The sequence below is a fragment of the Serratia sp. HRI genome (assembly GCF_010119335.3).
In the GTDB taxonomy this organism is placed as follows: domain Bacteria; phylum Pseudomonadota; class Gammaproteobacteria; order Enterobacterales; family Enterobacteriaceae; genus Serratia; species Serratia nevei.
This window is the reverse complement of record NZ_CP083690.1, coordinates 3,821,148-3,844,970: the sequence shown is the minus strand read 5'-3', so window position 1 is coordinate 3,844,970 and position 23,823 is coordinate 3,821,148. Positions and strand designations below refer to the sequence as shown.

At 60.3% G+C, this 23,823-nt stretch carries 25 protein-coding genes and 1 pseudogene; 18 read left to right on the top strand and 8 right to left on the bottom strand.

Going from position 1 to position 23,823, the window contains the following annotated elements; genetic code table 11:
- The 5 genes from GF111_RS18350 (at position 1) to nrdF (ending at position 4,455) form a co-directional block, all read left to right on the top strand.
- The gene (locus tag GF111_RS18350) at positions 1-432 is read left to right on the top strand and encodes a carboxymuconolactone decarboxylase family protein (protein ID WP_015378864.1); all 432 of its coding nucleotides are present in this window, start codon (positions 1-3) and stop codon (positions 430-432) included.
- Positions 433-704: 272 nt separating this feature from the next.
- Positions 705-935, top strand: coding sequence for a glutaredoxin-like protein NrdH (gene nrdH / locus GF111_RS18345; RefSeq protein WP_004928934.1), 231 nt, complete (start codon positions 705-707; stop codon positions 933-935).
- 9 nt (positions 936-944) lie between these two features.
- Positions 945-1,349, top strand: a complete 405-nt coding sequence (nrdI, locus tag GF111_RS18340) for a class Ib ribonucleoside-diphosphate reductase assembly flavoprotein NrdI (RefSeq protein WP_015378865.1) — start codon at positions 945-947, stop codon at positions 1,347-1,349.
- Positions 1,331-3,475: a class 1b ribonucleoside-diphosphate reductase subunit alpha gene (gene nrdE, locus GF111_RS18335; protein ID WP_071605302.1), complete on the top strand. Its 2,145-nt coding sequence runs from the start codon at positions 1,331-1,333 to the stop codon at positions 3,473-3,475. Before nrdI ends, nrdE begins: the two co-directional genes overlap by 19 nt.
- 8 nt (positions 3,476-3,483) lie before the next feature.
- The gene (gene nrdF / locus GF111_RS18330; RefSeq protein ID WP_038872807.1) at positions 3,484-4,455 is read left to right on the top strand and encodes a class 1b ribonucleoside-diphosphate reductase subunit beta; all 972 of its coding nucleotides are present in this window, start codon (positions 3,484-3,486) and stop codon (positions 4,453-4,455) included.
- Between the two features lie 43 nt (positions 4,456-4,498).
- Here the strand turns inward: nrdF and GF111_RS18325 are convergent, their stop codons facing one another.
- The 4 genes from GF111_RS18325 to GF111_RS18310 all read right to left on the bottom strand — a co-directional run bounded on the left by GF111_RS18325 (position 4,499) and on the right by GF111_RS18310 (position 6,156).
- Positions 4,499-4,786 carry a type II toxin-antitoxin system RelE/ParE family toxin gene (locus tag GF111_RS18325; protein ID WP_080491362.1) on the bottom strand — a complete coding sequence of 96 codons (288 nt, stop codon included), beginning with the start codon at positions 4,784-4,786 and terminating at the stop codon, positions 4,499-4,501.
- Positions 4,786-5,073: a CopG family ribbon-helix-helix protein gene (locus GF111_RS18320; RefSeq protein WP_038872812.1), complete on the bottom strand. Its 288-nt coding sequence runs from the start codon at positions 5,071-5,073 to the stop codon at positions 4,786-4,788. The genes GF111_RS18325 and GF111_RS18320 overlap by 1 nt, the downstream gene beginning before the upstream one ends.
- An 83-nt stretch (positions 5,074-5,156) precedes the next feature.
- On the bottom strand, positions 5,157-5,351 hold the full coding sequence (locus GF111_RS18315) for a DUF1289 domain-containing protein (protein ID WP_080491363.1): 195 nt from the start codon (positions 5,349-5,351) through the stop codon (positions 5,157-5,159).
- 64 nt (positions 5,352-5,415) lie between these two features.
- Positions 5,416-6,156, bottom strand: coding sequence for an SDR family oxidoreductase (locus GF111_RS18310; protein WP_038872817.1), 741 nt, complete (start codon positions 6,154-6,156; stop codon positions 5,416-5,418).
- A gap of 101 nt (positions 6,157-6,257) precedes the next feature.
- Between GF111_RS18310 and GF111_RS18305 the strand changes: the two genes are divergently transcribed.
- Entirely contained in the window at positions 6,258-7,151 is an 894-nt protein-coding gene (locus GF111_RS18305) for a LysR family transcriptional regulator (RefSeq protein ID WP_038872820.1), read from the top strand.
- A gap of 12 nt (positions 7,152-7,163) precedes the next feature.
- Here the strand turns inward: GF111_RS18305 and GF111_RS18300 are convergent, their stop codons facing one another.
- Positions 7,164-8,108, bottom strand: coding sequence for an MBL fold metallo-hydrolase (locus tag GF111_RS18300; RefSeq protein WP_055315469.1), 945 nt, complete (start codon positions 8,106-8,108; stop codon positions 7,164-7,166).
- Between the two features lie 206 nt (positions 8,109-8,314).
- Here GF111_RS18300 and GF111_RS18295 point away from each other — a divergent pair, with 206 nt between their 5' ends.
- On the top strand, positions 8,315-9,286 hold the full coding sequence (locus GF111_RS18295) for a patatin-like phospholipase family protein (RefSeq protein ID WP_147191884.1): 972 nt from the start codon (positions 8,315-8,317) through the stop codon (positions 9,284-9,286).
- Between the two features lie 98 nt (positions 9,287-9,384).
- Here GF111_RS18295 and GF111_RS18290 read toward each other — a convergent pair whose 3' ends face one another.
- Positions 9,385-10,740 carry a 2-hydroxycarboxylate transporter family protein gene (locus tag GF111_RS18290; RefSeq protein ID WP_033635692.1) on the bottom strand — a complete coding sequence of 452 codons (1,356 nt, stop codon included), beginning with the start codon at positions 10,738-10,740 and terminating at the stop codon, positions 9,385-9,387.
- Positions 10,741-11,066: 326 nt separating this feature from the next.
- Between GF111_RS18290 and GF111_RS18285 the strand changes: the two genes are divergently transcribed.
- Both GF111_RS18285 and GF111_RS18280 read left to right on the top strand, forming a co-directional pair.
- A complete protein-coding gene (locus GF111_RS18285) occupies positions 11,067-12,659 on the top strand; it encodes a sensor histidine kinase (RefSeq protein WP_038872834.1) in 1,593 nt (530 codons plus the stop codon).
- A 34-nt stretch (positions 12,660-12,693) separates the two neighbouring features.
- Entirely contained in the window at positions 12,694-13,380 is a 687-nt protein-coding gene (locus tag GF111_RS18280; RefSeq protein ID WP_016929845.1) for a response regulator, read from the top strand.
- A gap of 16 nt (positions 13,381-13,396) precedes the next feature.
- On the opposite strand, the gene GF111_RS18275 is transcribed toward GF111_RS18280, so the two are convergent.
- Entirely contained in the window at positions 13,397-13,660 is a 264-nt protein-coding gene (locus GF111_RS18275) for a hypothetical protein (protein ID WP_147191015.1), read from the bottom strand.
- A 127-nt stretch (positions 13,661-13,787) separates the two neighbouring features.
- On the opposite strand from GF111_RS18275, the gene proV reads away from it, so the two are divergent.
- The 3 genes and pseudogenes from proV to proX all read left to right on the top strand — a co-directional run bounded on the left by proV (position 13,788) and on the right by proX (position 17,045).
- Positions 13,788-14,990, top strand: a complete 1,203-nt coding sequence (gene proV / locus GF111_RS18270) for a glycine betaine/L-proline ABC transporter ATP-binding protein ProV (RefSeq protein ID WP_038872840.1) — start codon at positions 13,788-13,790, stop codon at positions 14,988-14,990.
- Between the two features lie 47 nt (positions 14,991-15,037).
- Positions 15,038-15,973: pseudogene (gene proW, locus GF111_RS18265) on the top strand (glycine betaine/L-proline ABC transporter permease ProW); the annotation flags it as partial.
- Positions 15,974-16,043: 70 nt separating this feature from the next.
- Positions 16,044-17,045, top strand: a complete 1,002-nt coding sequence (proX, locus tag GF111_RS18260; RefSeq protein WP_147191013.1) for a glycine betaine/L-proline ABC transporter substrate-binding protein ProX — start codon at positions 16,044-16,046, stop codon at positions 17,043-17,045.
- A 30-nt stretch (positions 17,046-17,075) separates the two neighbouring features.
- On the opposite strand, the gene GF111_RS18255 is transcribed toward proX, so the two are convergent.
- Complete coding sequence (locus tag GF111_RS18255; RefSeq protein WP_147191012.1) at positions 17,076-17,954, bottom strand: LysR family transcriptional regulator; 879 nt, start codon at positions 17,952-17,954, stop codon at positions 17,076-17,078.
- A gap of 105 nt (positions 17,955-18,059) precedes the next feature.
- Here GF111_RS18255 and GF111_RS18250 point away from each other — a divergent pair, with 105 nt between their 5' ends.
- The 6 genes from GF111_RS18250 to emrA all read left to right on the top strand — a co-directional run bounded on the left by GF111_RS18250 (position 18,060) and on the right by emrA (position 23,821).
- Positions 18,060-19,259: an MFS transporter gene (locus tag GF111_RS18250; RefSeq protein WP_033632267.1), complete on the top strand. Its 1,200-nt coding sequence runs from the start codon at positions 18,060-18,062 to the stop codon at positions 19,257-19,259.
- Between the two features lie 121 nt (positions 19,260-19,380).
- The gene (locus GF111_RS18245) at positions 19,381-20,127 is read left to right on the top strand and encodes an AzlC family ABC transporter permease (RefSeq protein ID WP_038872849.1); all 747 of its coding nucleotides are present in this window, start codon (positions 19,381-19,383) and stop codon (positions 20,125-20,127) included.
- Entirely contained in the window at positions 20,117-20,464 is a 348-nt protein-coding gene (gene ygaH / locus GF111_RS18240; protein WP_038872852.1) for an L-valine transporter subunit YgaH, read from the top strand. Before GF111_RS18245 ends, ygaH begins: the two co-directional genes overlap by 11 nt.
- A gap of 162 nt (positions 20,465-20,626) precedes the next feature.
- On the top strand, positions 20,627-21,145 hold the full coding sequence (gene mprA / locus GF111_RS18235; protein WP_025160249.1) for a transcriptional repressor MprA: 519 nt from the start codon (positions 20,627-20,629) through the stop codon (positions 21,143-21,145).
- A gap of 28 nt (positions 21,146-21,173) precedes the next feature.
- Complete coding sequence (locus GF111_RS18230) at positions 21,174-22,625, top strand: efflux transporter outer membrane subunit (protein ID WP_038872855.1); 1,452 nt, start codon at positions 21,174-21,176, stop codon at positions 22,623-22,625.
- 23 nt (positions 22,626-22,648) lie between these two features.
- A complete protein-coding gene (gene emrA / locus GF111_RS18225; protein WP_033635707.1) occupies positions 22,649-23,821 on the top strand; it encodes a multidrug efflux MFS transporter periplasmic adaptor subunit EmrA in 1,173 nt (390 codons plus the stop codon).
- The last annotated feature ends 2 nt before the right edge of the window (positions 23,822-23,823 follow it).

Genomic DNA, 23,823 nt, shown 5'->3' with positions numbered 1-23,823 from the left:
ATGATTAAGCAACGTTTGAACTATGCCGAGCTGGCGCCCGCCCCGTACAAAAATATGGTAAGCGCGCTGATGGCGCTGGAGAAAGGCGCCCTGGACAAAGCGACCATCGAGTTGATGTTTATGCGCGTTTCGCAGATCAACGGCTGCGCCTACTGCCTGGATATGCACGGCAAAGCGCTGCGCGAAAGCGGCTTCAGCCACGCCAAGCTGGATACGCTGGCGGGCTGGCGCGTCAGCCATGAGTTCAGCGAGCGCGAACGCGCCGCGCTGGAATGGGCCGAGTCGGTGACGCTGATCGCCGCCACCGGCGCACCGGACAGCGCTTTCGAGGCGCTGAAAGCGCACTTCAGCGATACCGAGATCGCCGATCTGACCTTCGCCATCAGCATCATGAACGCCTTCAATCGTCTGGCCGTCAGCATGCGTCAGTAATGCGCTCGATTCCCCCTCTTCACTGAGAGGGGGAATTTCTCACCCGCAAAAATTTTTTCCCTCGCCTTTTCCAGCCCCGACGCGGCCTGCACGCAAAACCTCACAAAACACCATATATAGCGTGGTTGATAAAACAAACATCAATATATAGTATTTTATGAGTCAGCCGCAGGGAATGTCGTTCGGTTGATAACGCCGTCAGAAACGCCAGGAACGATGCTCCGTTATCTGACTTGTCCGCCTTTCCTTCAGCCTAAAGGTAAATGCGAATCATGAGCATTATTATTTACAGCAAGCCGGACTGTGTCCAGTGCAACGCCACCTATCGTGCATTTGATAAACAGGGGATTGATTATCAGGTGATCGATCTCACCCAGGATCAGCAGGCGCTGAACCACGTTAAATCCTTAGGTTATCAGCAAGTTCCGGTGATTATCGCCGGTGACGATCACTGGTCCGGGTTCCGGCCGGACAAGATCGGCGCGCTGGCGCTCACCTGCTGAGGCCCGCCGATGAATCCGCTGGTCTATTTCTCCAGCAGCTCGGAGAACACCCATCGGTTCGTTGAGAAACTGGGCCTGCCGGCGATCCGCATTCCGATCGCCGGAGCCCGCAGCAAATTGCTGATGGAACAACCCTATATCTTGATCGTGCCCAGCTATGGCGGCGGCAGCGCCGTCGGCGCGGTGCCGATCCAGGTCATCCGCTTTCTCAACGTTCCGCAAAACCGTTCATACCTGCGCGGCGTCATCGCCGCCGGGAACACCAACTTCGGCGCAGCATACGGCATCGCCGGCGACATCATCGCCAAAAAATGCCAGGTGCCTTTTTTGTACCGCTTCGAGCTGCTCGGCACCGCGCAAGACGTTGAAAACGTTCGACAGGGAGTAACCGCATTTTGGCAACGACAGAACTGACCAGGCCCGAGACGGGCGCGCTGGATTACCATTCGCTCAACGCGATGCTCAATCTTTACGATGCGGAAGGCCGGATCCAGTTCGATAAAGATCGGCTGGCGGCGCGGCACTACTTCCTGCAGCACGTCAACCAAAACACCGTGTTCTTCCATAACCTGGAGGAAAAGCTGCGCTATCTGGTGGAGGAAGGCTACTACGAGCCGCAGGTGCTGGCGCAGTACGAATTCCCGTTTATCAAGCAGCTGTTCCAGCAGGCCTACGCCAAAAAATTCCGCTTCGAGACCTTCCTCGGCGCCTTCAAGTACTACACCAGCTATACGCTGAAAACCTTCGACGGCAAACGCTATCTGGAGCGCTACGAAGATCGGGTATGCATGGTGGCGCTGCGGCTTGCGGCGGGCGACACCGGGCTGGCGCAGGATCTGGTGGAGGAGATGATTTCCGGCCGCTTCCAGCCGGCCACCCCAACCTTCCTCAACTGCGGCAAACGCCAGCGCGGCGAGCTGGTCTCCTGCTTCCTGCTGCGTATCGAAGACAATATGGAATCGATCGGGCGGGCGGTGAACTCCGCGCTGCAGCTGTCGAAACGCGGCGGCGGCGTGGCCTTCCTACTGAGCAATATTCGCGAGGTGGGCGCGCCAATCAAGCGCATCGAGAACCAGTCCTCGGGCGTCATTCCGATCATGAAAATGCTCGAAGACGCCTTCTCCTACGCCAACCAGCTCGGCGCGCGCCAGGGGGCCGGCGCGGTGTATCTCAACGCCCACCACCCGGACATTCTGCGTTTCCTCGACACCAAACGGGAAAACGCCGACGAGAAGATCCGTATCAAAACGCTGTCGCTGGGGGTGGTGATCCCGGATATCACCTTCGAGCTGGCGAAGAACAACGAAGAGATGTACCTGTTTTCGCCCTACGACGTCGAACGGGTGTATGGCGTGCCGTTTTCGGAGATTGCCGTCAGCGAGAAGTACCGCGAGATGGTGGACGACAAGCGCATCCGCAAGTCGCGCATCAACGCGCGCGAGTTCTTCCAGGTGCTGGCGGAGATCCAGTTCGAATCCGGCTACCCGTACGTGATGTTCGAGGACACCGTCAACCGGGAAAATCCGATCGCCGGGCGCATCAACATGAGCAACCTGTGTTCGGAGATCCTGCAGGTCAACCGCGCCAGCACGTATCACGAGGATCTGAGCTACGATCGCATCGGCAAGGACATCTCCTGCAACCTCGGCTCGCTGAACATCGCCAAAACCATGGACGCGCCGGACTTCGGCAAGGCGATCGAGATCGCGATCCGCGCGCTGACCGCGGTGGCCGACATGAGCGATATCCGCTCGGTGCCGTCGATCGCCGAGGGCAACCGCAGCGCCCGCGCCATCGGCCTGGGCCAGATGAACCTGCACGGTTACCTGGCGCGCGAGCGCATTTTCTACGGCTCGGAAGAAGGCATCGACTTCACCAACCTCTATTTCTATACCGTGGCCTATCACGCCATTCGCGCCTCGAACCGGCTGGCGATCGAGCGCGGCGGCGCCTTCGACGGTTTTGAACACTCCCGCTATGCCAGTGGCGAGTACTTCGACAAGTACACCGAACGCGACTGGCTGCCGCAGACCGAGCGGGTGCGCGAGCTGTTCGCCGCCGCCGGCATCGCCATTCCTGGCCGCGACGACTGGCGCGCGCTGCGCCAGTCGGTGATGCTGCACGGGCTGTACAATCAGAACCTGCAGGCGGTGCCGCCGACCGGTTCCATCTCGTACATCAACAACGCCACCTCCAGCATCCACCCGATCGTTTCGCGCATCGAGATCCGCAAGGAAGGCAAGATCGGCCGCGTTTACTACCCGGCGCCCTACATGACCAACGACAACCTGGCGTATTACCAGGATGCCTACGAGATTGGCCCGGAAAAGATCATCGATACCTACGCCGCCGCCACGCAGCACGTCGATCAGGGGCTGTCGCTGACGCTGTTCTTCCGCGATACGGCCACCACCCGCGATATCAACCGCGCGCAGATCTACGCCTGGCGCAAAGGCATCAAGACCATTTACTACATCCGCCTGCGCCAGATGGCGCTGGAAGGCACCGAGGTGCAGGGCTGCGTGTCCTGCTCGCTGTGAGGCAACTTATGACGACCCTAACATCGGCGCCGCTGGTACGCGCCATCAACTGGAACATCATCGAAGACGACAAGGATCTGGAGGTATGGAACCGCCTGACCTCCAACTTCTGGCTGCCGGAGAAGGTGCCGCTGTCCAACGATATCCCCTCCTGGGCCACGCTGACGCCGAAGGAGCAGCAGCTGACCATTCGGGTGTTTACCGGGCTGACGCTGCTGGACACCATCCAGAACACCGTCGGCGCGCCGGCCCTGATCGCCGATGCGCTGACGCCGCACGAAGAGGCGGTGTACTCCAACATCAGCTTTATGGAGGCGGTACACGCCCGCTCGTACAGCTCAATCTTCTCCACCCTGTGCCAAACGCCGGACGTGGACGACGCCTACCGCTGGAGCGAGGAAAACCGCGCGCTGCAGAAAAAGGCCGGCATCATTCTGGCCCACTACCGCAGCGACGATCCGCTGCTGAAAAAGGTCGCCAGCGTGTTCCTCGAGTCGTTCCTGTTCTATTCGGGCTTTTATCTGCCGATGTACTGGTCGAGCCGCGCCAAGCTGACCAACACCGCCGATCTGATCCGCCTGATCATTCGCGACGAGGCGGTGCACGGTTACTACATCGGCTATAAGTTCCAGAAAGGGCTGGAGAAAGTGGACGCCGCGCGGCGCCGGCAGGTGAAAAACTTTGCCTTCGACCTGATGCAGGATTTGTACGACAACGAGGTGCGTTACACCGAGGAGCTGTACGACGGCGTCGGGTGGACGGAAGACGTGAAGACCTTCCTGCACTACAACGCCAACAAGGCGCTGATGAATTTGGGGTATGAAGCGCTGTTCCCACCGGCGATGGCGGAGGTCAACCCGGCGATCTTATCGGCATTGTCGCCGAACGCCGATGAAAACCACGACTTCTTCTCCGGCTCCGGTTCGTCTTACGTCATCGGCAAGGCGGTCAACACCGAGGATGAGGACTGGGATTTCTGACGGCATGACAACGATACCGGTCTTTCAGGCCGGTATCGTGCATTCAATACCCTTGTTCTTTCTGACTACGGATCGCCAGAACAAACGCCGTATCGATATCAGGGATATATTTGTAGAGCGCCAAATAACCGCGAGCTTGCTGCCCAATAGTCAATTCACGCAGCCCTGCGCCAAGGGCTCGTCCGATCAATGGGTTATGTTCCAATACCGCAATCGCCTGGATGATTTCCTGAATGCGCCGCCCTGAATCCGCGGCACCATGCGGAGCCAAATGAGCGAGAATACGTTCGATATCATCCCTGACCTCTGGCGCCAACTCGACGTTTGCCATCAGCGCCCCAATTTTTTAACCGGAGGTTTAACAGCGTCAGTGTTACCCGCTGCGTAATTTTCCAAATAACCGCGCATCTCTTTCCAAGAGACAGTCTCTCCCGTCGCAATGATCTTGGCATAGCGTTTTTCCGCTTCATTCTCAAAGTCGCGGCGCAACTCTTCTTGCTGCGTTTTCTCCGCTATGGCCTGCAAAATAAAGCTGTGAGACGTCACGCCAGCCTGCTCGGCGACGGCGGCGACTCGGGCTTTAAGCTCATCTGGAATACGGATGGTCGTCGTCGACATAATCGCTCCCAACGTCGGTCAATCACATGTAGCTCAATAGTGCTACATGGAGTCTGGCAGCGCAATCGCAATAATGCTGGGGATTATTTCACCCACTGACGCAGCTCAAGCCGCCGCCAAATAGCGCGTTTCTCCGCGTCACTGGCGGTCGGCCAAGTGGCGATCTCCGCCCGCGTGCGCCGGCATCCGCGGCACTGCTGGGTTTCGTCGTCGATCCGGCACAGGCTGACGCAGGGCGATCTCACGCCGTGCTGGAATTGCTGATTGTCGCCCGCCATAAATCGCCCTTGATGTGATGTGTGCCGCCACAGGATACCCGATCCTGCGGCGGCGCGTCGCCAATCAGATGATGCCGCCGTTGGCGCGCAGGGTTTGGCCGTTGATCCAGCCGCCGTCGGCCCCCGCGAGGAAGGCCACCGCCGCGGCGATATCTTCCGGCGTGCCCAGGCGCTCCAGCGGCGCCATCTTCGCCAGCCGCTCGATAAGCTCCGGGGTTTTACCGTCGAGGAACAGCCCGGTCGCGGTCGGCCCCGGCGCAACGGCGTTCACCGTGATATTGCGGCCGCGCAGCTCTTTTGCCAGCACGCTGGTCAGCGCCTCGATCGCCGCCTTGCTGGCGGCATACATGCCGTACCCCGGCTGCAGCAGCCCCACCACGCTGGAGGAGAAGTTGATGATGCGGCCGCTGTCGCGCAGGCGCTTCGCCGCCTCGCGCATCGTGTTGAAGCTGCCTTTCAGATTGATGTCGATCAGGCGATCCGCGTCTTCATCGCGCATGTCCGCCACCGGTGCCAGCACCATCACCCCGGCGTTGTTGACCAGCACGTCGACACCGCCAAACGCCTGTTCGGCGCTGTCGAACAATCGGGAAACCGCAGCCGCATCGCTGACGTCGGCTTTGGCGCCGAGCGCGCGGCCGCCCGCCAGTTCTATCTTGCGCACCAGTTCATCGGCCGGCACCGGGTTGCCTGAATAGTTGATGATGACGGTAAAACCGTCGGCGGCCAGACGCTCGGCAATGGCGGCGCCGATGCCGCGCGATGCGCCGGTGACGATGGCGACGCGTTGAGTGGCGTGCTGCATAAGTCTCTCCTCCTGGGTCAGTGAGTTGTCATCATGCACCTTTCGATACGACGAATAATCCCCTATTCTTCGTTATCACTATCCGAAATAAACGAACAATTATGGACAGAATCGACGCCATGCGCCTGTTCACCCGCGTGGTAGAACAACGTAGCTTTACCCAGGCGGCGCAGGATCTGAACCTGCCGCGCTCCACCGTGACCGACGCCATCAAACAGCTCGAAGCCCGGCTGCAGGTCAGGCTGCTGCAGCGCACCACCCGCCACGTCAGCCCGACGCTGGACGGCGAAGCCTACTATCAGCGCTGTCTGAGCATTCTGGCGGACATCGAAGAGGCGGAGATGGCGTTCGCCGGCGCCAAACCGCGCGGGCTGCTGCGCATCGAGGTGCACGGCACGCTGGCGCGCCATTTTCTGTTGCCCGACTTGCCTGATTTTTTGGCGCAATACCCGGATATCGAGCTCTATATGAGCGAAGGCGATCGGCTGGTGGACGCGCTGCGGGAAGGCATCGACTGCGTGGTGCGCGTCGGCAAACCGCGGGACAGCGACATGGTGGCGCGCCGCCTGGGCGAGCTGGAAGAGGTGACCTGTGCCGCCCCGGCCTACCTGCAGCGCTTCGGCACGCCGCAAAGCCTGGACGATCTGCGCCATCACCGCATGGTGGGCTTTCGCTCTTCGGCGACCGGTGCGCTGATGCCGCTGGCGTTCACAGTGGCGGGGCAAGCGCAGCCCATCACGCTGCCGGCGACGGTGTCGGTCAGCGCGGCGGAGAGCCTGGTCGCCGCCGCCCGCGCCGGGTTGGGCATCATTCAGGTGCCGCGCTATCACCTGCGCGGCGATCTGGCCGACGGCAGCCTGTTGCCGCTGCTGCCGGATTGGCCTTCTCCACCGATGCCGGTCTCGCTGCTTTATCCGCGCAACCGCCAGCTGTCGCCGCGGGTGCGCGTGTTTCTCGATTGGTTCAGCCGGGTATTCGCCGAGCGCAATCGGTAGTGACCGAGTGCGTTACAGCGCGCCGTAATTCAGCGGCACCCAGTTGTACCCTTCGCCCTGGCGGTTCAGGTAGCCCAACCCCGGGAACGACAGGTGCGCACCACCCACCAGCTCGCTCTGCCGCGCGCTGTCGCCGAACACCCGCAGCCGTTGAGCGACCGCCGCCTTAGCGTCGCTGTCAAAGCTGATAGCCACCTTCGGATGCGGCATCTGCACCGCCGCTACGTGGATCAGATCCCCCAGCAACAGCAGCTTTTTGCCCTGGCTCGTCACCTGATAGACGCTGTGGCCCGGCGTATGCCCGTGGGCGGCAAAGGCGGCGATGCCCGGCGAAAGCTCGCCGTCGCCGTTGAATGGCTTAAAGTGCCCGGCCGCCTGATAAGGCTTGATCGCCGCCTGGGCTCTTTCGAAGTTGCTTTTATTTTCCGCATTGGCCCTTTTCAGCTGGTCGGCGCTCAGCCAGAAGTCCGCGTCCTGGCTGGCGGCGCGCACCACCGCATTGGGGAATACCGCCTTGCCGTCGTGCGCCAGGCCGCCGAGGTGATCCGGGTGCATGTGGGTCAGGTAGATCTCATCCACCTGCTCCGGCTGGTAGCCCGCCGCGCGCAGGTTATCCACCAGCTTGCCCAGGCCGTTGCCCAGCAGCTGGCCGGCACCGCTGTCGATCATCACCAGCTTGTCGCCGGTATTGATCAGATAGGCATTGACCGAGGTGACCACCGGCAGGCTTTGATGCCGCTCGGCCAACCCGGCGGCGATCTGCTGCGGCGTGGTGTTCAGCAACAGCTTGTCCGCCGGCAGGCGAATGACGCCGTCGGACAACGCGGTCACTTCAACGCTGCCCAGCATGATGCGGTAAAATCCCGGCGTCGGGGTTTTGGCCTGCGGCGCGGCGGCCCCGGCCTGTAATGACATAACGGCCAGCGCCGCGCCCAGCAGACAACGTTTCCAGAACATGATGACTCCTTGCGAGAATTGGACAGCGCTAAGTATTGACGCAAAAGGCCCGATGCGCCTGTTTAATAAATGCCTTTGATAAATATATAAATAATATATTTATTATGAATAATTCTGTTTGCCGAGCCACACAACCCCAATCCATATTTTCTCGCTCGCCACTTGGTTATTTTCCTTACTCCCTAAACCAAGAGTGAGGAAATATCATGAACTATCAATTCGAAAATCTGGTCTTTGAAGGCGGCGGCGTAAAAGGCATCGCCTATGGCGGCGCGCTGGAATTGCTGGAAGCCAAAGGCATCATGCCGCAGATCAAGCAAACCTCCGGCGCCTCGGCGGGCGCCATCGCCGCGCTGCTGGTCGGCCTGGGCTGCAGCTCGGCGGACGTCACCAAAATTCTGTCGGCGATGGATTTTAAAAAATTCCTCGATTATAACGGCGGCTTTTTCGGTACGCTCCAGGACGCCTACCGCCTGTTCAATCAATACGGCATCGCGCCCGGCGATTATTTCTATCAATGGTCGCGCGATATTATCAAGCAATATACCGGCAAGCCGGATATTACCTTCGAGCAGTTCGAAGCGATGAAGGCGGCGAAAGGGTTCAAGTCGATTTACTTTATCGGCGCCAACCTCAACAGCGGCCAGCGCGAGGTCTATTCGCATCGCACCACGCCGCGCATGAAAGTGGCGGACGGCCTGCGCATTTCGATGTCGTTCCCGTTCGCCTTCGTGGCCAAGAACAATACCCAGGGCGATCTGTGCATCGACGGCGGCATGATCGACAACTACCCGGTGCGGCTGTTCGACTATGACTTTTCCGCCACGCCGCCTTATATCGACAGTTCCAGCCAGCGCATCAACACCCGCACCCTGGGCCTTCGCCTGGACTCCGCCGGCGAAATCGCCCAGGCCGCCGGGCAGGCCGGCCCGCGCACGCCGGTCAACAACCTGTTTGATTTCACCCTGGCGGTGGCCAACGTGATGCTGGACATCCAAACCAAGGTGCACCTGGACAGCGACGACTGGAAGCGCACCGTGTATGTCGACACGCTCGACGTCGGCACGCTGGAGTTCGGCATCAGCGAGGAGAAGAAACGCGCGCTGATCGAATCCGGCCGCCGCGGCGTAGAGCGCTACTTCGCCTGGTACGACGCCGCCATGAAACAGGCAGCGTAACCGGTATTATCTCTGCCCGCGCGTACGGCCGGCGCGCGGGCAAAAAAAATCCCCGCGGGGGCGGGGAAAGGCAAAGTAACGCTAAGGATTTATAGGAGTTATACGAAGAACTTGGCCAACACCAGCAGCGACAGCGAGACGTTGATAGCGCCCCCGATACGCGTAGCGATCTGGGCGAACGGCATCAGCGACATGCGGTTGCCGGCGGTGAGGATCGCGACGTCGCCGGTGCCGCCCTGCCCGCTCTGGCAACAGGAGACAATCGCCACGTCGATAGGGTGCATGCCGATTTTCTTGCCGACGAAGAAACCGGTCGCCACCAGCGCGCTGACGGTTGTGACGATCACGATCAGATTCTGTACGGTGAACGCGTCCACCAGCTCCTGCCACGGCGTGATGGCCACGCCGACCGCGAACAGGATCGGATAAGTCACGGCGGTGCGGAAGAATTTGTACACCACCTGCGAACCTTCCTGAATGCGCGGCGACACCCCGTGCGCCAGCTTCACCGCCACGGCGGCGAACAGCATGCCCACCGGCGCCGGCAGACCGATCAGGCGGTGCAGCAGCATGCCTACCATATACAGCAGGATGGCCAGCAGTGCGCCGCAGGCGATGGTGCTGACGTCCACCTTGCCGCTGATTTTTTCCACCGCGTTCATGTCGCTGTCGCCCTGCTTGCTCGGCATCAGGCTGCCTTCGCCGGTCAGGTGCGGATAACGCTTGCCCAGTTGGTTGAGCAGGCCGGCGATGACGATGGCAGTCAGGCTGCCGAGCATCACGATCGGCAGAATGCGCCCCAACGCCACGCCCTGCTCCATGTGCAGGATCGCCGCGTAGCCCATCGACAGCGGGATCGCCCCTTCACCCACGCCGCCGGCCATGATCGGCAGGATCAGGAAGAAGAAGATCTGGAACGGCTCCAGGCCCAGCGCCATGCCGACGCCCATCCCCACCAGCATGCCGACGATCTCGCCGCACAGCATCGGAATGAAGATGCGCAGGAAGCCCTGGATCAGCACCTGGCGGTTCATGCTCATGATGCTGCCGACGATGATGCAACAGATGTAGAGATAAAGAATGTTGGTCGATTTGTAGAACTTGGTGGTCGACTCCACCACCACGTCCGGCAGCAGGCCGTAGTGCACCAGCGCGGAAGGAATGAAGGTGGCGCAGATCGCCGCCGCGCCCATTTTGCCGATCAGCGGCAGGCGCTTGCCGAATTCGCCGCAGGCGAAACCGAAGAACGCCAGGGTGGCCACCATCACCACGATATCGCTCGGCAATTTGCCTTCCAGGCAGTCGAGCAGAATCAATACGCCGGCCAGAATAAAGAACGGTAACGGAATAATCCCTACTTTATAATTGTCCAGTATCCGCCACCATTTCTCACGCAGAGGAATATCGGCGGCCTTGTCTTTGGCTACGAGGTAAGAATCATCTGTTGTGCTCATAATCTGGCCTCTTATTAGTTTGTTCAGCCATCATAGAGAAGCGCACGGATTATCTGCTGTGATTATGTTCAAAGTTAAAAAGGGTTTTTAATGGTGGTTATGGTTTCTATGGGGTTAATTAAGATTATGTAAAAACCGGCGTGGTTTTAATGGTGTTAATACCGCTTTTATTTTAAAGCTTATCAACTTTATCGCAGACGAACAATTCTCGTCCGGTTCACTCTAATCCCGTGTGAGGGATCACAAGTTGATCGGGCGCAATATTACAGACCCCGCTTCTCGTGATAGGGTAAGGCTTCAGGATCTCTTTACGGTGAAGCACCGCCATGCGCCTCAAACTCTCATTTCAAATCAAGCTGTTTCTGTGCCTGGTGGCCTTCTCCTGCCTGCTGCTGACCTGTATCGGCGCCTATACCTATTACCAGCTGGATGCGCAGCTGCACCGCGATCTCGGCGCCCGCGCCCAGGTACAGGCGCGGGAAATTGCCCTCATTCCTTCGCTGGTCGACGCAGTGGAGAACAACGACGCCGTCCGGATCGCCGCGCTGATGAAAAAAATCCGCGCCAGCAGCGACGCCAGTTATATCGTCATCGGCGATAATCATGCCCGCCACCTTTATCATTCCGAATATGAAGGCCGCCTGGGCACGCCGATGATCGGCGGCGATAATAAAGAGGTGCTGGAAGGAAAAAGTATTATTTCCATTCGCAAGGGCGGCATTGGCGTTTCATTGCGCAGCAAGGCGCCGATCGTGGATGAAAATAATCGCGTGATCGGCATCGTTTCCGTCGGCTATTTGAAATCGCATATCGATAATTTAAATGCCAGGACGTTGACGCAAATTATCGGCTCCATCGTCCTGCTGCTGATCGCCCTGTTCGTCTTTTCCTGGCTGCTGTCGAAAAACCTCAAGCGCCAGATGTTCTGGCTGGAGCCGAAAGAGATCGCGCTGCTGGTTCGCCAGCAAAAAGCGCTGCTGGAAGCCATCTATGAAGGGGTGATCGCCATCGATCCGCAGATGCGGATCATCACCATCAACCATGCGGCGCGCGAGCTGCTGGATCTGCACCAGCCCGCCGCCGGCTTGCTGGGCCGGCCGATCGGCGACGTGATCCAGGCGCAGCCGAACTTCTTCGCCGCCGCGCAGCTGGGCCAGGATACGCATGACGAGGTGTGCCGCTTTAACCACGTGCGGGTGATCGCCAGCCGGGTGCGCATCATGCAGGAACAGGAACTGCAAGGCTGGGTGATCAGTTTCCGCGACAAGAACGATATCAATACCCTGAGCAGCCAGCTCAGCCAGGTGAAACGCTATGCCGACAACCTGCGCATCATGCGCCACGAGCAGCTGAACTGGACCGCGACGCTGGCCGGGCTGCTGCATATGCAGCGCTACGACGAGGCTATCCGCTACGTGGAGGCCCAGTCGGAGGGCGCACAGGAAATCCTCGATTTCATCTCGCAGCGCTTCAGCTCGGCGGCGCTGTGCGGCCTGCTGCTGGGCAAATACTCCAGCGCCAGAGAAAAAGGCATTGAGCTGCGCTTCGATCCGGCCTGCCAGCTGCGGCAGATCCCGGCGGCGCTGAATGAGACCGAACTGATGTCGATCGTCGGTAACCTGTTGGATAATGCCGTGGAGGCGACGCTGCACTGCCCGGCCCCGCACGAAGCGATCGAGCTTTATATCAGCGACGGCAGCGACGAGCTGGTGATCGAGGTGGCGGATCGCGGCACCGGCATCGCCGAGGAGATTCGTGATACGCTGTTTGAACAGGGCGTGACCACCAAAGCGGATAAAAGCGACCACGGCATCGGCCTGCATCTGGTCGCCAGCCACGTGGCGCAGGCGCACGGCAGCATAGAAGTGTCGGACAACGAGCCGCACGGCGCGATATTCTCTATATTTATCCCTAAATAAAACCCATAACCCGATTTTTTTTGAGCACCCGATTATGTCACACCAAACACTGGACGTTCTGATCGTGGAAGACGAGCCGCAACTGGCGACGCTGCACGCGGAGTTCATCGAGAAAAATTTCAACCTGCGGGTGGTGGCTTACGCCGCCACGCTGGCCGAAGCGCGGGCCAAAGCCAATGCGCATCAGCCGCGGCTGATCCTGCTGGATAACTTTCTGCCGGACGGCCAGGGCATCGAGCTGATGGAAGAACCGGCGGTGAAGAACCCCGCCTGCTCGGTGATCTTCATCACCGCCGCCAGCGACATGCATACCTGCAGCCAGGCGATCCGCAACGGCGCCTTCGACTACATCATCAAGCCGGTATCCTACAAGCGGCTGCGCAACTCGCTCGAGCGCTTCATGCAGTTCGTGCAGACCCAGCGCACCTTCAAAATCATCGATCAGGACAATGTCGATGCGCTGTACAACCTGCAGTCGAAGCAGTTCTCCAGTGAGCCGAGCGCCAAAGGCATCGAAACCAACACGCTGGAGCTGGTGCAGGCGCTGTTTATCGCCCAGCCGGCGGTGGCGCATGCGGTGGAAGACGTGGTGGAGCAGGTCGGCATCAGCAAGACCACCGCCCGCCGTTATCTGGAATATTGCGTCGCCACCCAGTTCGTGCGGGTGGAGATGCTGTACGGCAATATCGGCCACCCGCGGCGGCTGTATCGCAAGGCCTGAGGCTGCCATCTGGCTGTCATATTACGGCGGTAACATAGCGCCCGACGATATCCCCCTCGATATCGGCACCTGTCGTTAAAACTGATGAAATACTGATGACTTTTGCCCGACCTCTGGTCGGGTTTTTTATTATCCAAACGGCAAGCGCAGAAGCGAAATATCCCCCTGCTTCACGCCGCGTTATTTCCCCCAAAACCAATCCATTATGGCGAATAACGGCCATCAATTTTGAGTCACGGGCCAAATTACCATAACTAATTAAAACCTTGATGTAAACCACTAATACCCCATTTAAACGACATTCAGGGTTGTCTCAGATATTCACTGTGTTAGGGTAAAAAGCTCTTTTATTTTTGCTAAGGACAGCTCATGTCGTTTTAATTAAACCAGAGGAAACAGCAAATTGCATGGCAATTAAACTCGAAGTAAAGAACCTGTATAAGATATTTGGCGAACACCCGGAACGCGCATTCAAACTGCTGGATAAAGGTCTGACAAAAGATCGGCTGTTTGAAAAAACCGGCTTATCGCTCGGCGTAAAAGACGCCACTCTGGCCATTGAAGAAGGCGAGATATTTGTCATCATGGGGCTCTCCGGTTCCGGCAAGTCCACCCTGGTACGCCTTCTCAATCGTCTGATAGAACCCACCCGCGGTCAGGTGCTGATCGACGGTGAGGACATCGCCAAAATATCCGACACCGCGCTGCGTACCGTGCGGCGAAATAAGATCAGCATGGTATTTCAATCATTCGCGCTAATGCCACACATGAATGTCCTGAATAATACCGCCTTCGGTATGGAATTAGCCGGCATACCGCTGCAGGAGCGCCAGGAAAAAGCGCTGGACGCCCTGCGTCAGGTCGGGCTGGAGAATTATGCGCTGTCTTATCCGGATGAATTATCCGGCGGTATGCGCCAGCGCGTGGGATTAGCCCGCGCCCTGGCCAATAACCCGGATATATTATTGATGGACGAGGCCTTCTCGGCGCTCGATCCGTTAATTCGTACCGAAATGCAGGATGAGCTGGTGAAATTACAGGCCCAGCATCAACGCACCATCGTGTTTATTTCCCACGATCTGGACGAAGCGATGCGCATCGGCGATCGCATCGCCATCATGCAGGGCGGTGAGGTGATCCAGGTCGGTACGCCGGACGAGATCCTGAATAACCCGGCCAACGACTATGTACGCACCTTCTTCCGCGGCGTGGACATCAGTCATGTGTTCAGCGCCAAGGATATCGCCCAACGGCGCCCGGTGACGCTGATCCGCAAAACCCCCGGTTTTGGCCCCCGTTCGGCGCTGCAGCTGCTGCGCGATGAGGACCGGGACTATGGTTATGTTGTTGAACGCGGGAAGAAATTTATCGGCGTAGTGTCGATAGAGTCGCTGAAAAAGGCGCTGTCCGCCAATCAAACGCTGGACGATGCCCTGCTCGAGGCCCCCGCCGCCGTGCCGGCCGACACGCCGCTCAGCGATCTGATCTCCCTGGTCGCCCAGGCGCCGTGCGCGGTGCCGGTGGTGTGCGAAGAACATAACTATCTCGGCATCATCTCCAAGGCCATGCTGCTGCAGGCGTTGGACAAGGAGGGCTCCGCCAATGAGTGATACCACGCAAACCCAAGATCCCTGGGCTACCGCACCGGTCGATGCCGGCGCAGCCGGAGCACTTCAGCCTGCTCGATCCGTTCCACAAAGCCTGGGTGCCGTTCGATGCCTGGGTTACGCAAGGCATCGACTGGCTGGTGCTGCACTTCCGCCCGCTGTTCCAGGGTATCCGCGTGCCGGTGGACATGATCCTGAGCGGCTTCCAGCAATTGCTGCTGGGCATGCCGGCGCCGATCGCCATTTTGGTGTTCTCGCTGCTCGCCTGGCAGGTCTCGGGGCTCGGCATGGGCGCCGCCACGCTGCTCTCCCTGGTCGCCATCGGCGCCATCGGTGCCTGGTCGCAGGCGATGGTCACGCTGGCGCTGGTGCTGACCGCGCTGTTCTTCTGCATTCTTATCGGCCTGCCGCTCGGCATCTGGCTGGCACGCAGCAAGCATGCCGCCAAGGTGATTAGACCGCTGCTCGACGCCATGCAGACCACCCCGGCCTTCGTCTATCTGGTGCCGATCGTCATGCTGTTCGGCATCGGCAACGTGCCGGGCGTGGTGGTGACCATCATCTTCGCGCTGCCGCCGATCGTGCGCCTGACCATTCTGGGCATCAAGCAGGTGCCGGAGGATCTGATCGAGGCCGCCGAATCCTTCGGCGCCAGCCCGCGTCAGCTGCTGTTCAAGGTGCAGCTGCCGCTGGCGATGCCGACCATCATGGCCGGCGTTAACCAGACGCTGATGTTGGCGCTGTCGATGGTCGTCATTGCCTCGATGATCGCCGTCGGCGGCTTGGGCCAGATGGTGCTGCGCGGCATCGGCCGGCTGGACATGGGCCTGGCCGCCGTCGGCGGCGTCGGCATCGTGATCCTGGCGATCATTCTCGATCGCCTCACCCAATCGCTGGGGCGCGATCGCCGCAGCAAAGGCATCGGCCGCTGGTATCGCCGCGGCCCCATCGGGCTGCTGACTCGCCCGTTCATCAAACAAGCCTGACGCTTTTCCCGCCGGCGGCTGCGGCCCCGGCGGGCTATGACACCACCACATCGAAAAAAGGGGAAACACTATGCGCACTATGGGCATCTGGGCTCTCGCCCTGACGACGCTGATTGGCTCACAGAGCGTGAGCGCGGCAGATTTACCCGGCAAGGGGATCGCGGTACAGCCGGTGCAAAGCACCATTTCCGAAGAGACGTTCCAGACGCTGCTGGTCAGCAAGGCGCTGGAAAAATTGGGTTACGACGTGAAGGAACCGCGTGAAGTGGATTACAACGTCGCCTACACCTCGATCGCCTCCGGCGACGCGACCTTTATCGCGGTCAACTGGGATCCGCTGCACGCCGATCAGTACAAGGCCGCCGGCGGCGACGCCAAGTTCTACCGCGAAGGCGTCTACGTCAACGGCGCCGCGCAGGGCTACCTGATCGACAAGAAAACCGCCGAGCAGTACCACATCACCAACGTCGAGCAGCTGAAAGATCCCAAGATCGCCAAGCTGTTCGACACCAACGGCGACGGCAAGGCCGATCTGACCGGCTGCACTCCGGGCTGGGGCTGCGAAGCGGTGATTAACCACCACATCAAGGCCTACGGCCTGAGCAATACCGTCGAACACAATCAGGGCAACTACGCGGCGATGATCGCCGACACCATCACCCGCTACAAAGAGGGCAAACCGGTGCTGTATTACACCTGGACGCCGTACTGGGTCAGCGATGTGATGGTGCCGGGGCGCGACGTGGTCTGGCTGCGGGTGCCGTTCTCCTCCCTGCCGGGCGAGCAGAAGAACGTCGACACCACGCAGCCTAACGGCGCCAACTACGGCTTCCCGGTGAACACCATGCGCATCGCCGCCAACAAGCAGTGGGCCGAAGCCAATCCGGCGGCCGCCAAGCTGTTCGCCATCATGAAGCTGCCGATCGCCGACATCAACGCGCAAAACCTGCGCATGCATGAAGGCCAGGCTTCGGAAGCCGACATCCAGAACCACGTCAACGGCTGGATCAAGGCGCACCAGGCCACCTTCGACGGCTGGGTGAAAACCGCCGCCGAAGCGGCGAAGCCGTAACCGTTCAGGGGCGCCGCCAGTGCCGCGCCCCTACCCCGCCATATCGATGCCGCTGAAATGCAAAAAGCGCTCGGCGATAGTCGACATGGGCTGCGGCCAAATGCAATACACCTGGCGCCGCGGCCCGTCTTCAATCGGAATCGACACCAGCGCGCTCAAGCGTTGCGCGGTCGAGATCGGTACGATGCCCGCCGCCAGCCCGCGCCGCACCAAATTCTCCAGCCATTCGATATGATCGATTTCAAAACTGACGTGCCGACGAATGCCCGCCGCCTGAAAGGCGCGATCGGTTTGGCGCCGCGCGCCGGTGCCGCTGTAGAAATCCACCAGCGGCACTTCCGCCAGCGCCTGCAGGTTCACCCGCTCGCGGCCGGCCAGCGGATGCTGCGGTGCCACCAGCGCCACCAGCGGCTCATCGGCCAACTGCCGGTGCGACATCGGCAGCAGATCGGCATCGCCCGGCCAGATGCCGACGAACGCCATATCGCATTTTTGCTGGCGTACGTCCTCCAGCAGCGCTTCGCTCATGCCGACGTACAGGCGGATATTCACCGCCGGATAGTGGTGGTGAAACTTGTCGAGCCTTTCGGTCAGAGCCATCACGTTTATCGTTGAAATGGTGCCGATGGTCAGGGTGCCTGACACCGCGCCGTCGGCCGCCGTCACCTCCTCCACCAGCGCCTGCTGCGCCGCCAGCAGGCGCTGCGCAGGGGCCACGAAAGCCTGGCCGGCGGGGGTCAACCGCACCCGACGCGAAGTGCGTTCAAACAGCGTACAGCCCAGCTCTTCTTCCAGTTTGGCGATCTGGTGGCTCAGCGCCGACTGCACCGTATGGCAGCGCTGCGCCGCCCGGGTAAAGTTCAGCTCTTCCGCCACCGCCAGCGCATAGCGGATCTGTTTCAGGTTCATGGCATCTATCTTGAAATGAGATAAATAAAATGAAAATTATACATTGGTTTCCCGGCGTGCGTTGCCGGATACTGCGCGCCATCTTCTTCCCGTGATGAAAAAACCATGAGCCAACAAAACGCCCACCCGGGCCTCAGCCCGGCGCTGACCGTGCTGATCGCCATCGCTACCGGTCTGGCGGTCGCCAGCAACTATTACGCGCAGCCGCTGCTGGAAACCATCGCCACCGGTTTCAACCTGTCGGTCAATCAGGCCGGCTTTATCGTTACCGCCGCGCAGCTCGGTTACGCCACCGGGCTGCTGCTGCTGGTGCCGCTCGGCGATATGTTCGAGCGCCGCGGGCTGATCGTGTTCATGACGCTGCTGGCCGCCGGGGGCATGCTGATCACCGCCACCTCCGCCACGCTGCCGATGATGATCCTCGGCACCGCGCTTACCGGGCTGTTCTCGGTGGTAGCGCAGATCCTGGTGCCGCTGGCCGCCACGCTGGCCCACCCGGAAAAGCGCGGCAAGACCGTCGGCATCATCATGAGCGGCCTGCTGCTCGGCATCCTGCTGGCGCGCACCGTCGCGGGCGCGCTGGCGTCGTTCGGCGGCTGGCGCACCATCTACTGGGTCGCCAGCGTGCTGATGATCCTGATGGCGCTGATCCTGTGGCGCGCGCTGCCGCGCTATAAGCAACACTCCGGGCTGAACTATCCGCAGCTGCTGGCCTCGATCTTCAGCCTGTTCTGCCGCACGCCGCTGCTGCGCACCCGCGCCATCCTCGGCGCCCTGTCGTTCGCCAACTTCAGCGTGCTCTGGACCTCCATGGCCTTTCTGCTCGCCGCGCCGCCGTTCAACTATTCCGAAGGGGTGATCGGGCTGTTCGGCCTGGTGGGCGCCGCCGGGGCGCTGGCCGCTTCACGTGCCGGGCATCTGGCAGACAAGGGCAAAGCCGGATTGACCACCACCGTCGGCCTGGTGCTGCTGCTGCTGTCCTGGATACCTATCGCGTTCGCCAAACAATCGCTGTGGGCGCTGATCGCCGGCATCCTGATCCTCGATCTGGCGGTGCAGGCGGTACACGTCACCAACCAGAGCGTGATGTACCGCATCATGCCGGACGCGCGCAACCGCCTGACCGCAGGCTACATGACCAGCTACTTTATCGGCGGCGCCCTCGGCTCACTGCTCTCCGCCTCGGCCTATCAGCATGCCGGCTGGTACGGCGTGGCCGCCGCCGGCGGGGTGTTATGCCTGCTCAACCTGCTGACCTGGTGGCTCGGCAAGCACCACGATCCGCAGGGGCCGGCGACAATCTGATTATCGTGCAAATAGTCACTTAAGAAATTTATTAGCGGTGCAGGGTATAAACATTACTTACTCTCTGGTAATGTTCTGGACATAAACTATTGAAGTCCTATCTACCCTGCGACCCACAACCATGCAAAGCCAAGCTGCAGACAGCCTCAATCCGCCCGCCGTCAGCGCCACCTTCGCCAACGGCGTCGTCGACAGTTTGCCGATCGTCATCGGGTATGTCCCGGTGGCGTTCGCCTTCGGCCTCAGCGCCGTCAAACTGGGCTTTTCCCCGCTGGAAAGCATTTTTTTCTCCTGCATCATCTACGCCGGCGCCAGCCAGTTCGTGATCACCGCCCTGCTGAGCGCCGGGATGTCGCTGTGGGTCTCCGCGTTGACGGTGATGGCGATGGATGTGCGCCACCTGCTGTACGGCCCGGCGCTGCGCCACCGCATCGTCTCGCGCATGTCGCCCGGTAAAACGGCGATGTGGGCCTTTGGCCTGACCGATGAGGTCTTCGCCGCCGCTACCGCCAGGCTGATGCGCAATAACCGCAGCTGGAGCGAAAACTGGATGCTGGGCATCGCGCTCTGTTCCTGGCTTTCCTGGGTGGCCGGCACCGCGCTCGGCGCGCTGTTCGGCAACGGCCCGCTGGAGCAGTTCCCGGTGATCGAAGCCTCGCTGGCCTTCATGCTACCGGCGCTGTTTCTCAGTTTCCTGCTGGCCGCCTTCCGGCGCCCGCAGAGCCTGACCATTGCTGCCGCATTGGCCGGCGCGCTGCTCGGCGTGGTGCTGTTCTCCATCCCGGTCGCCATTTTGGCCGGCATCGGCGCCGGCTGCGTCGCCGCCCTGTTCCAGCCCGCCCCTGCGGAGGCCAACCATGAACACTGATGTGCTGGTGATCGGCCTGGTGGTGGGCTGCGCCAATTACCTGTTCCGTTATCTGCCGCTGCGGCTGGCGCCGGCGCGCGCCCAGCCCGGCCTCAAGCGCGGTAAAGCCGCCCTGTTGCTCGACAGCATCGGCATCGCCTCGATCTGCGCCCTGCTGGTGGTCTCCAGCACGCCGGTCGTCATGCGCGAGCCGGCCAAGCTGCTGCCGACGTTGGTGGGGTTCGCCGCGCTGGCGTTGTGCTTCTACCGCAGCAAAAGCATCATTCTGTCGACGCTGCTCGGCGCGACGACCTTTGGCGTCACATTAAAGCTGTTAATGCTTTTCGGTCTGGGCTGACGCCGCTCCCGATCGTTTGGCTTCACTTTGGCGTTTTCATGCGCCACATCTTTACAAACACTGACAAATGACACGAATTGCTAAATTATCCGCACGGCTGAACATTTACATTATTTGTCACCGTCGTTACTATCTCGAACGAAATTAATGAGGCCCTAAATTATGGAAAGCTCGTTTGCCCCCATAGAACAAATGCTGAATTTCCGCGCCACCCGGCAGAAAGATTTCCCTTATCAGGAAATCCTGCTGACCCGCCTGTGTATGCACATGCAAGGCAAGCTGCTGGAAAACCGCAATAAGATGCTGAAGGCGCAGGGGATTAACGAAACACTGTTTATGGCGCTGATCACCCTGGATGCGCAGGAAAGCCACAGCATCCAACCTTCTGAGCTAAGCTCTGCCTTAGGCTCCTCGCGCACCAATGCGACCCGCATCGCCGACGAGCTTGAGAAACGCGGCTGGATCGAGCGCCGGGAAAGCGACAACGATCGCCGCTGCCTGCATCTGCATCTGACGCCGCAGGGGGAAGAATTTCTCAGTCAACTGCTGCCGCCGCAGCACCAATGTCTGCATTTCCTGTGGTCCACGCTGACCGACGATGAGCAAAAACAGCTGGAACAGCTGACGCGCAAATTGCTGGCACGTCTGGATCAAATGGAAATCACAGAACAGTTATCCTAATTCACAATTTCTGTTCAGGTACCTACTTATGCGATCCCCATTTAACTGGAGATTCACCCCGCTGTTCGCCGTGTTGCTGCTGGTCGGGTGTGCTTCGACCGATAATATTGCCCCGCAATCCACGCTGATGGATCCGCAGAGCCTGCAGTTGGCTCAGCCGAAAGTCAGTTCGCTGGCCGTCAGCCCGCAGTGGTGGCGCGCCCTCAAGGATCCGCAGCTGGACGCCTTGATGACGCAGACGCTGCAAAGCTCGCCGACCCTGCGGCAGGCCGCCGCCCGCGTGCGCGAAGCGCAGAGCGTGGTGGGTGAAGCCAGCGCCGCCAACGGGCCGAACCTGGATCTGAACGCCAGCACCCAACGCCAGCGCGTGCCGCAAAACGTCAATATGGGGCTGGGGTATCCGCATAAGCCGATCTACGAAAGCTCCAATTCGCTGGGGCTGAACCTGGCGTACGAGTTCGACTGGTGGGGCAAATACCGCAATCAGGTGAACGCCGCCAAGGCGCAGGTCAACGCCGCGCGCGCCGAGCAGGAACAGGCGGCGCTGACGCTGACCAGTTCGGTGGCGTCCGCCTACTATCTGCTGCAGAGCAATTTGGCACTCGAAAAGCTGCTGCAGCAGGAAGTGAACAACAATGAGCGCCTGACCGCGCTGCGCCAACAGCGCTATCAGGCCGGCCTGACCGGCGTCGACGTGCCGCAACAAACCCAGGCGCAGTCCGACGTCGCCAAGCAGCAGATCCTGCAGCTGCAATCGCAGATCGAGCAGCTCAGACACCAGCTCGCTGCGCTGGCCGGCCAGGGGCCGAACGCCATGCAGCACCTGCGTCAGGTGCCGTTGCCCGCAGACAATCTGATGGCGCCGCAGGGCGAGCTGACGGCGGATCTGCTGGGCAAACGCCCGGACATCGCCGCGCAACGTCAGCTGGTGGAGTCTTACAGCCAGCGCGTCAGCGCCGCGCGTAAAGAGTTTTACCCCAGCCTGACCATTTCAGCCTTCGCCGGCCTGATGACCACCAATACCAGTGGCACCAGCCCGAATCTGTTTGAAGCGGCCAGCCAGGCCTGGAACGTGATGCCGGCGATTTCACTGCCGATCTTCCACGCCGGGGCGCTGCGCAGCAAGCTGGGCGAGGAATCCGCGCTGTATGACGAAGCGGTGGAATCCTACAACCAAACCATCCTGAATGCGGTACAGGAAACCGCCGACGCCATCACCATCCAGCAGAGCTCTGCGCAACAGCAGCTGCAGGCGGCGTCCGCGGCCCAGTCGATGCAACAGGTGTATCAGGTCGCCAACGCCCGTTACCAGGCAGGGATTATCGGGCGCGACGATCTGTTGACCAGCCAGACGCAGCTATTGCAGCAGCAACAGGCGGAGTTGAATGCCAGCAGCAATTTACTGCAGGCGAAGATAGGACTGATCCGCGCGCTGGGCGGTGGCTATCAGGCCCCGGCCGCAGCGGATTCGAAAGCATAATAATATAAGGCTTGGAGAACACCATGAGCGCAAGCGCGGAAATCCAAAACCCGCAGCAGCCGAACGGCAAAAAGAAGCAGCGTAAATTTTGGCTGCTGTTGCTGACGGTTATTTTCATTGTTATAGGGGTGGCTTACTTAGTGTATTGGTTCCTGGTGCTGCGTCATCACCAGGAAACCGACGACGCCTACGTCTCCGGCAACCAGGTGCAGATCATGGCCCAGGTGTCCGGCAGCGTGAACAGCGTCAATTTCGACAACACCGACTACGTCAAGCAGGGCGACGTGCTGCTGACGCTCGATCCGACCGATGCCGAGCAGGCGTTTGAACGCGCCAAGACCGGCCTGGCCAACAGCGTGCGTCAGACCCACCAGTTGATCATCAACAGCAAGCAATATCAGGCCAACATCGCCCTGCGCAAGACCGATCTGAGCAAGGCCGAGAACGATCTGAAGCGCCGCGTGGTGCTGGGCAGCGTTGACGCCATCGGCCGCGAAGAGCTGCAACACGCTCGCGATGCGGTCGACAGCGCCAAGGCCGCGCTGGAAGTGGCGGTGCAGCAATACAACGCCAATCAGGCGATGGTACTGAACACCCCGCTGGAACAGCAGCCGGCGATCCAACAGGCCGCCGCGCAGATGCGCGATGCCTGGCTGGCGCTGCAGCGTACCAAAGTGATCAGCCCGATCACCGGCTATGTCTCGCGCCGCAGCGTGCAGGTCGGCGCGCAGATCGCCGCCGGTTCGCCGCTGATGGCGGTGGTGCCGGCCGATCACATTTGGGTCGACGCCAACTTCAAGGAAACCCAGATCGCCAACATGCGTATCGGCCAGCCGGCGACGGTGGTCAGCGACGTCTACGGCGACGACGTGGTGTATCAAGGCAAAGTGGCCGGTATCGACATGGGCACCGGTAGCGCCTTCTCCCTGCTGCCGGCGCAAAACGCCACCGGCAACTGGATCAAAGTGGTGCAACGTCTGCCGGTGCGTATTGAGCTCGACGCCAAGCAGGTGGCCGATCATCCGCTGCGCATCGGTCTTTCTACGCTGGTGACCGTCGACACCGCCAACCTGGACGGCCGCGTGCTGGCCGACGTGGTGCGCGACAAACCGCTGTACCAGAGCGACGCGCTGGCGTTGAATCTGGCACCGGTTAACCAGCTGATCGCCGACGTGATCCATGCGAACGCCGGCTAAGC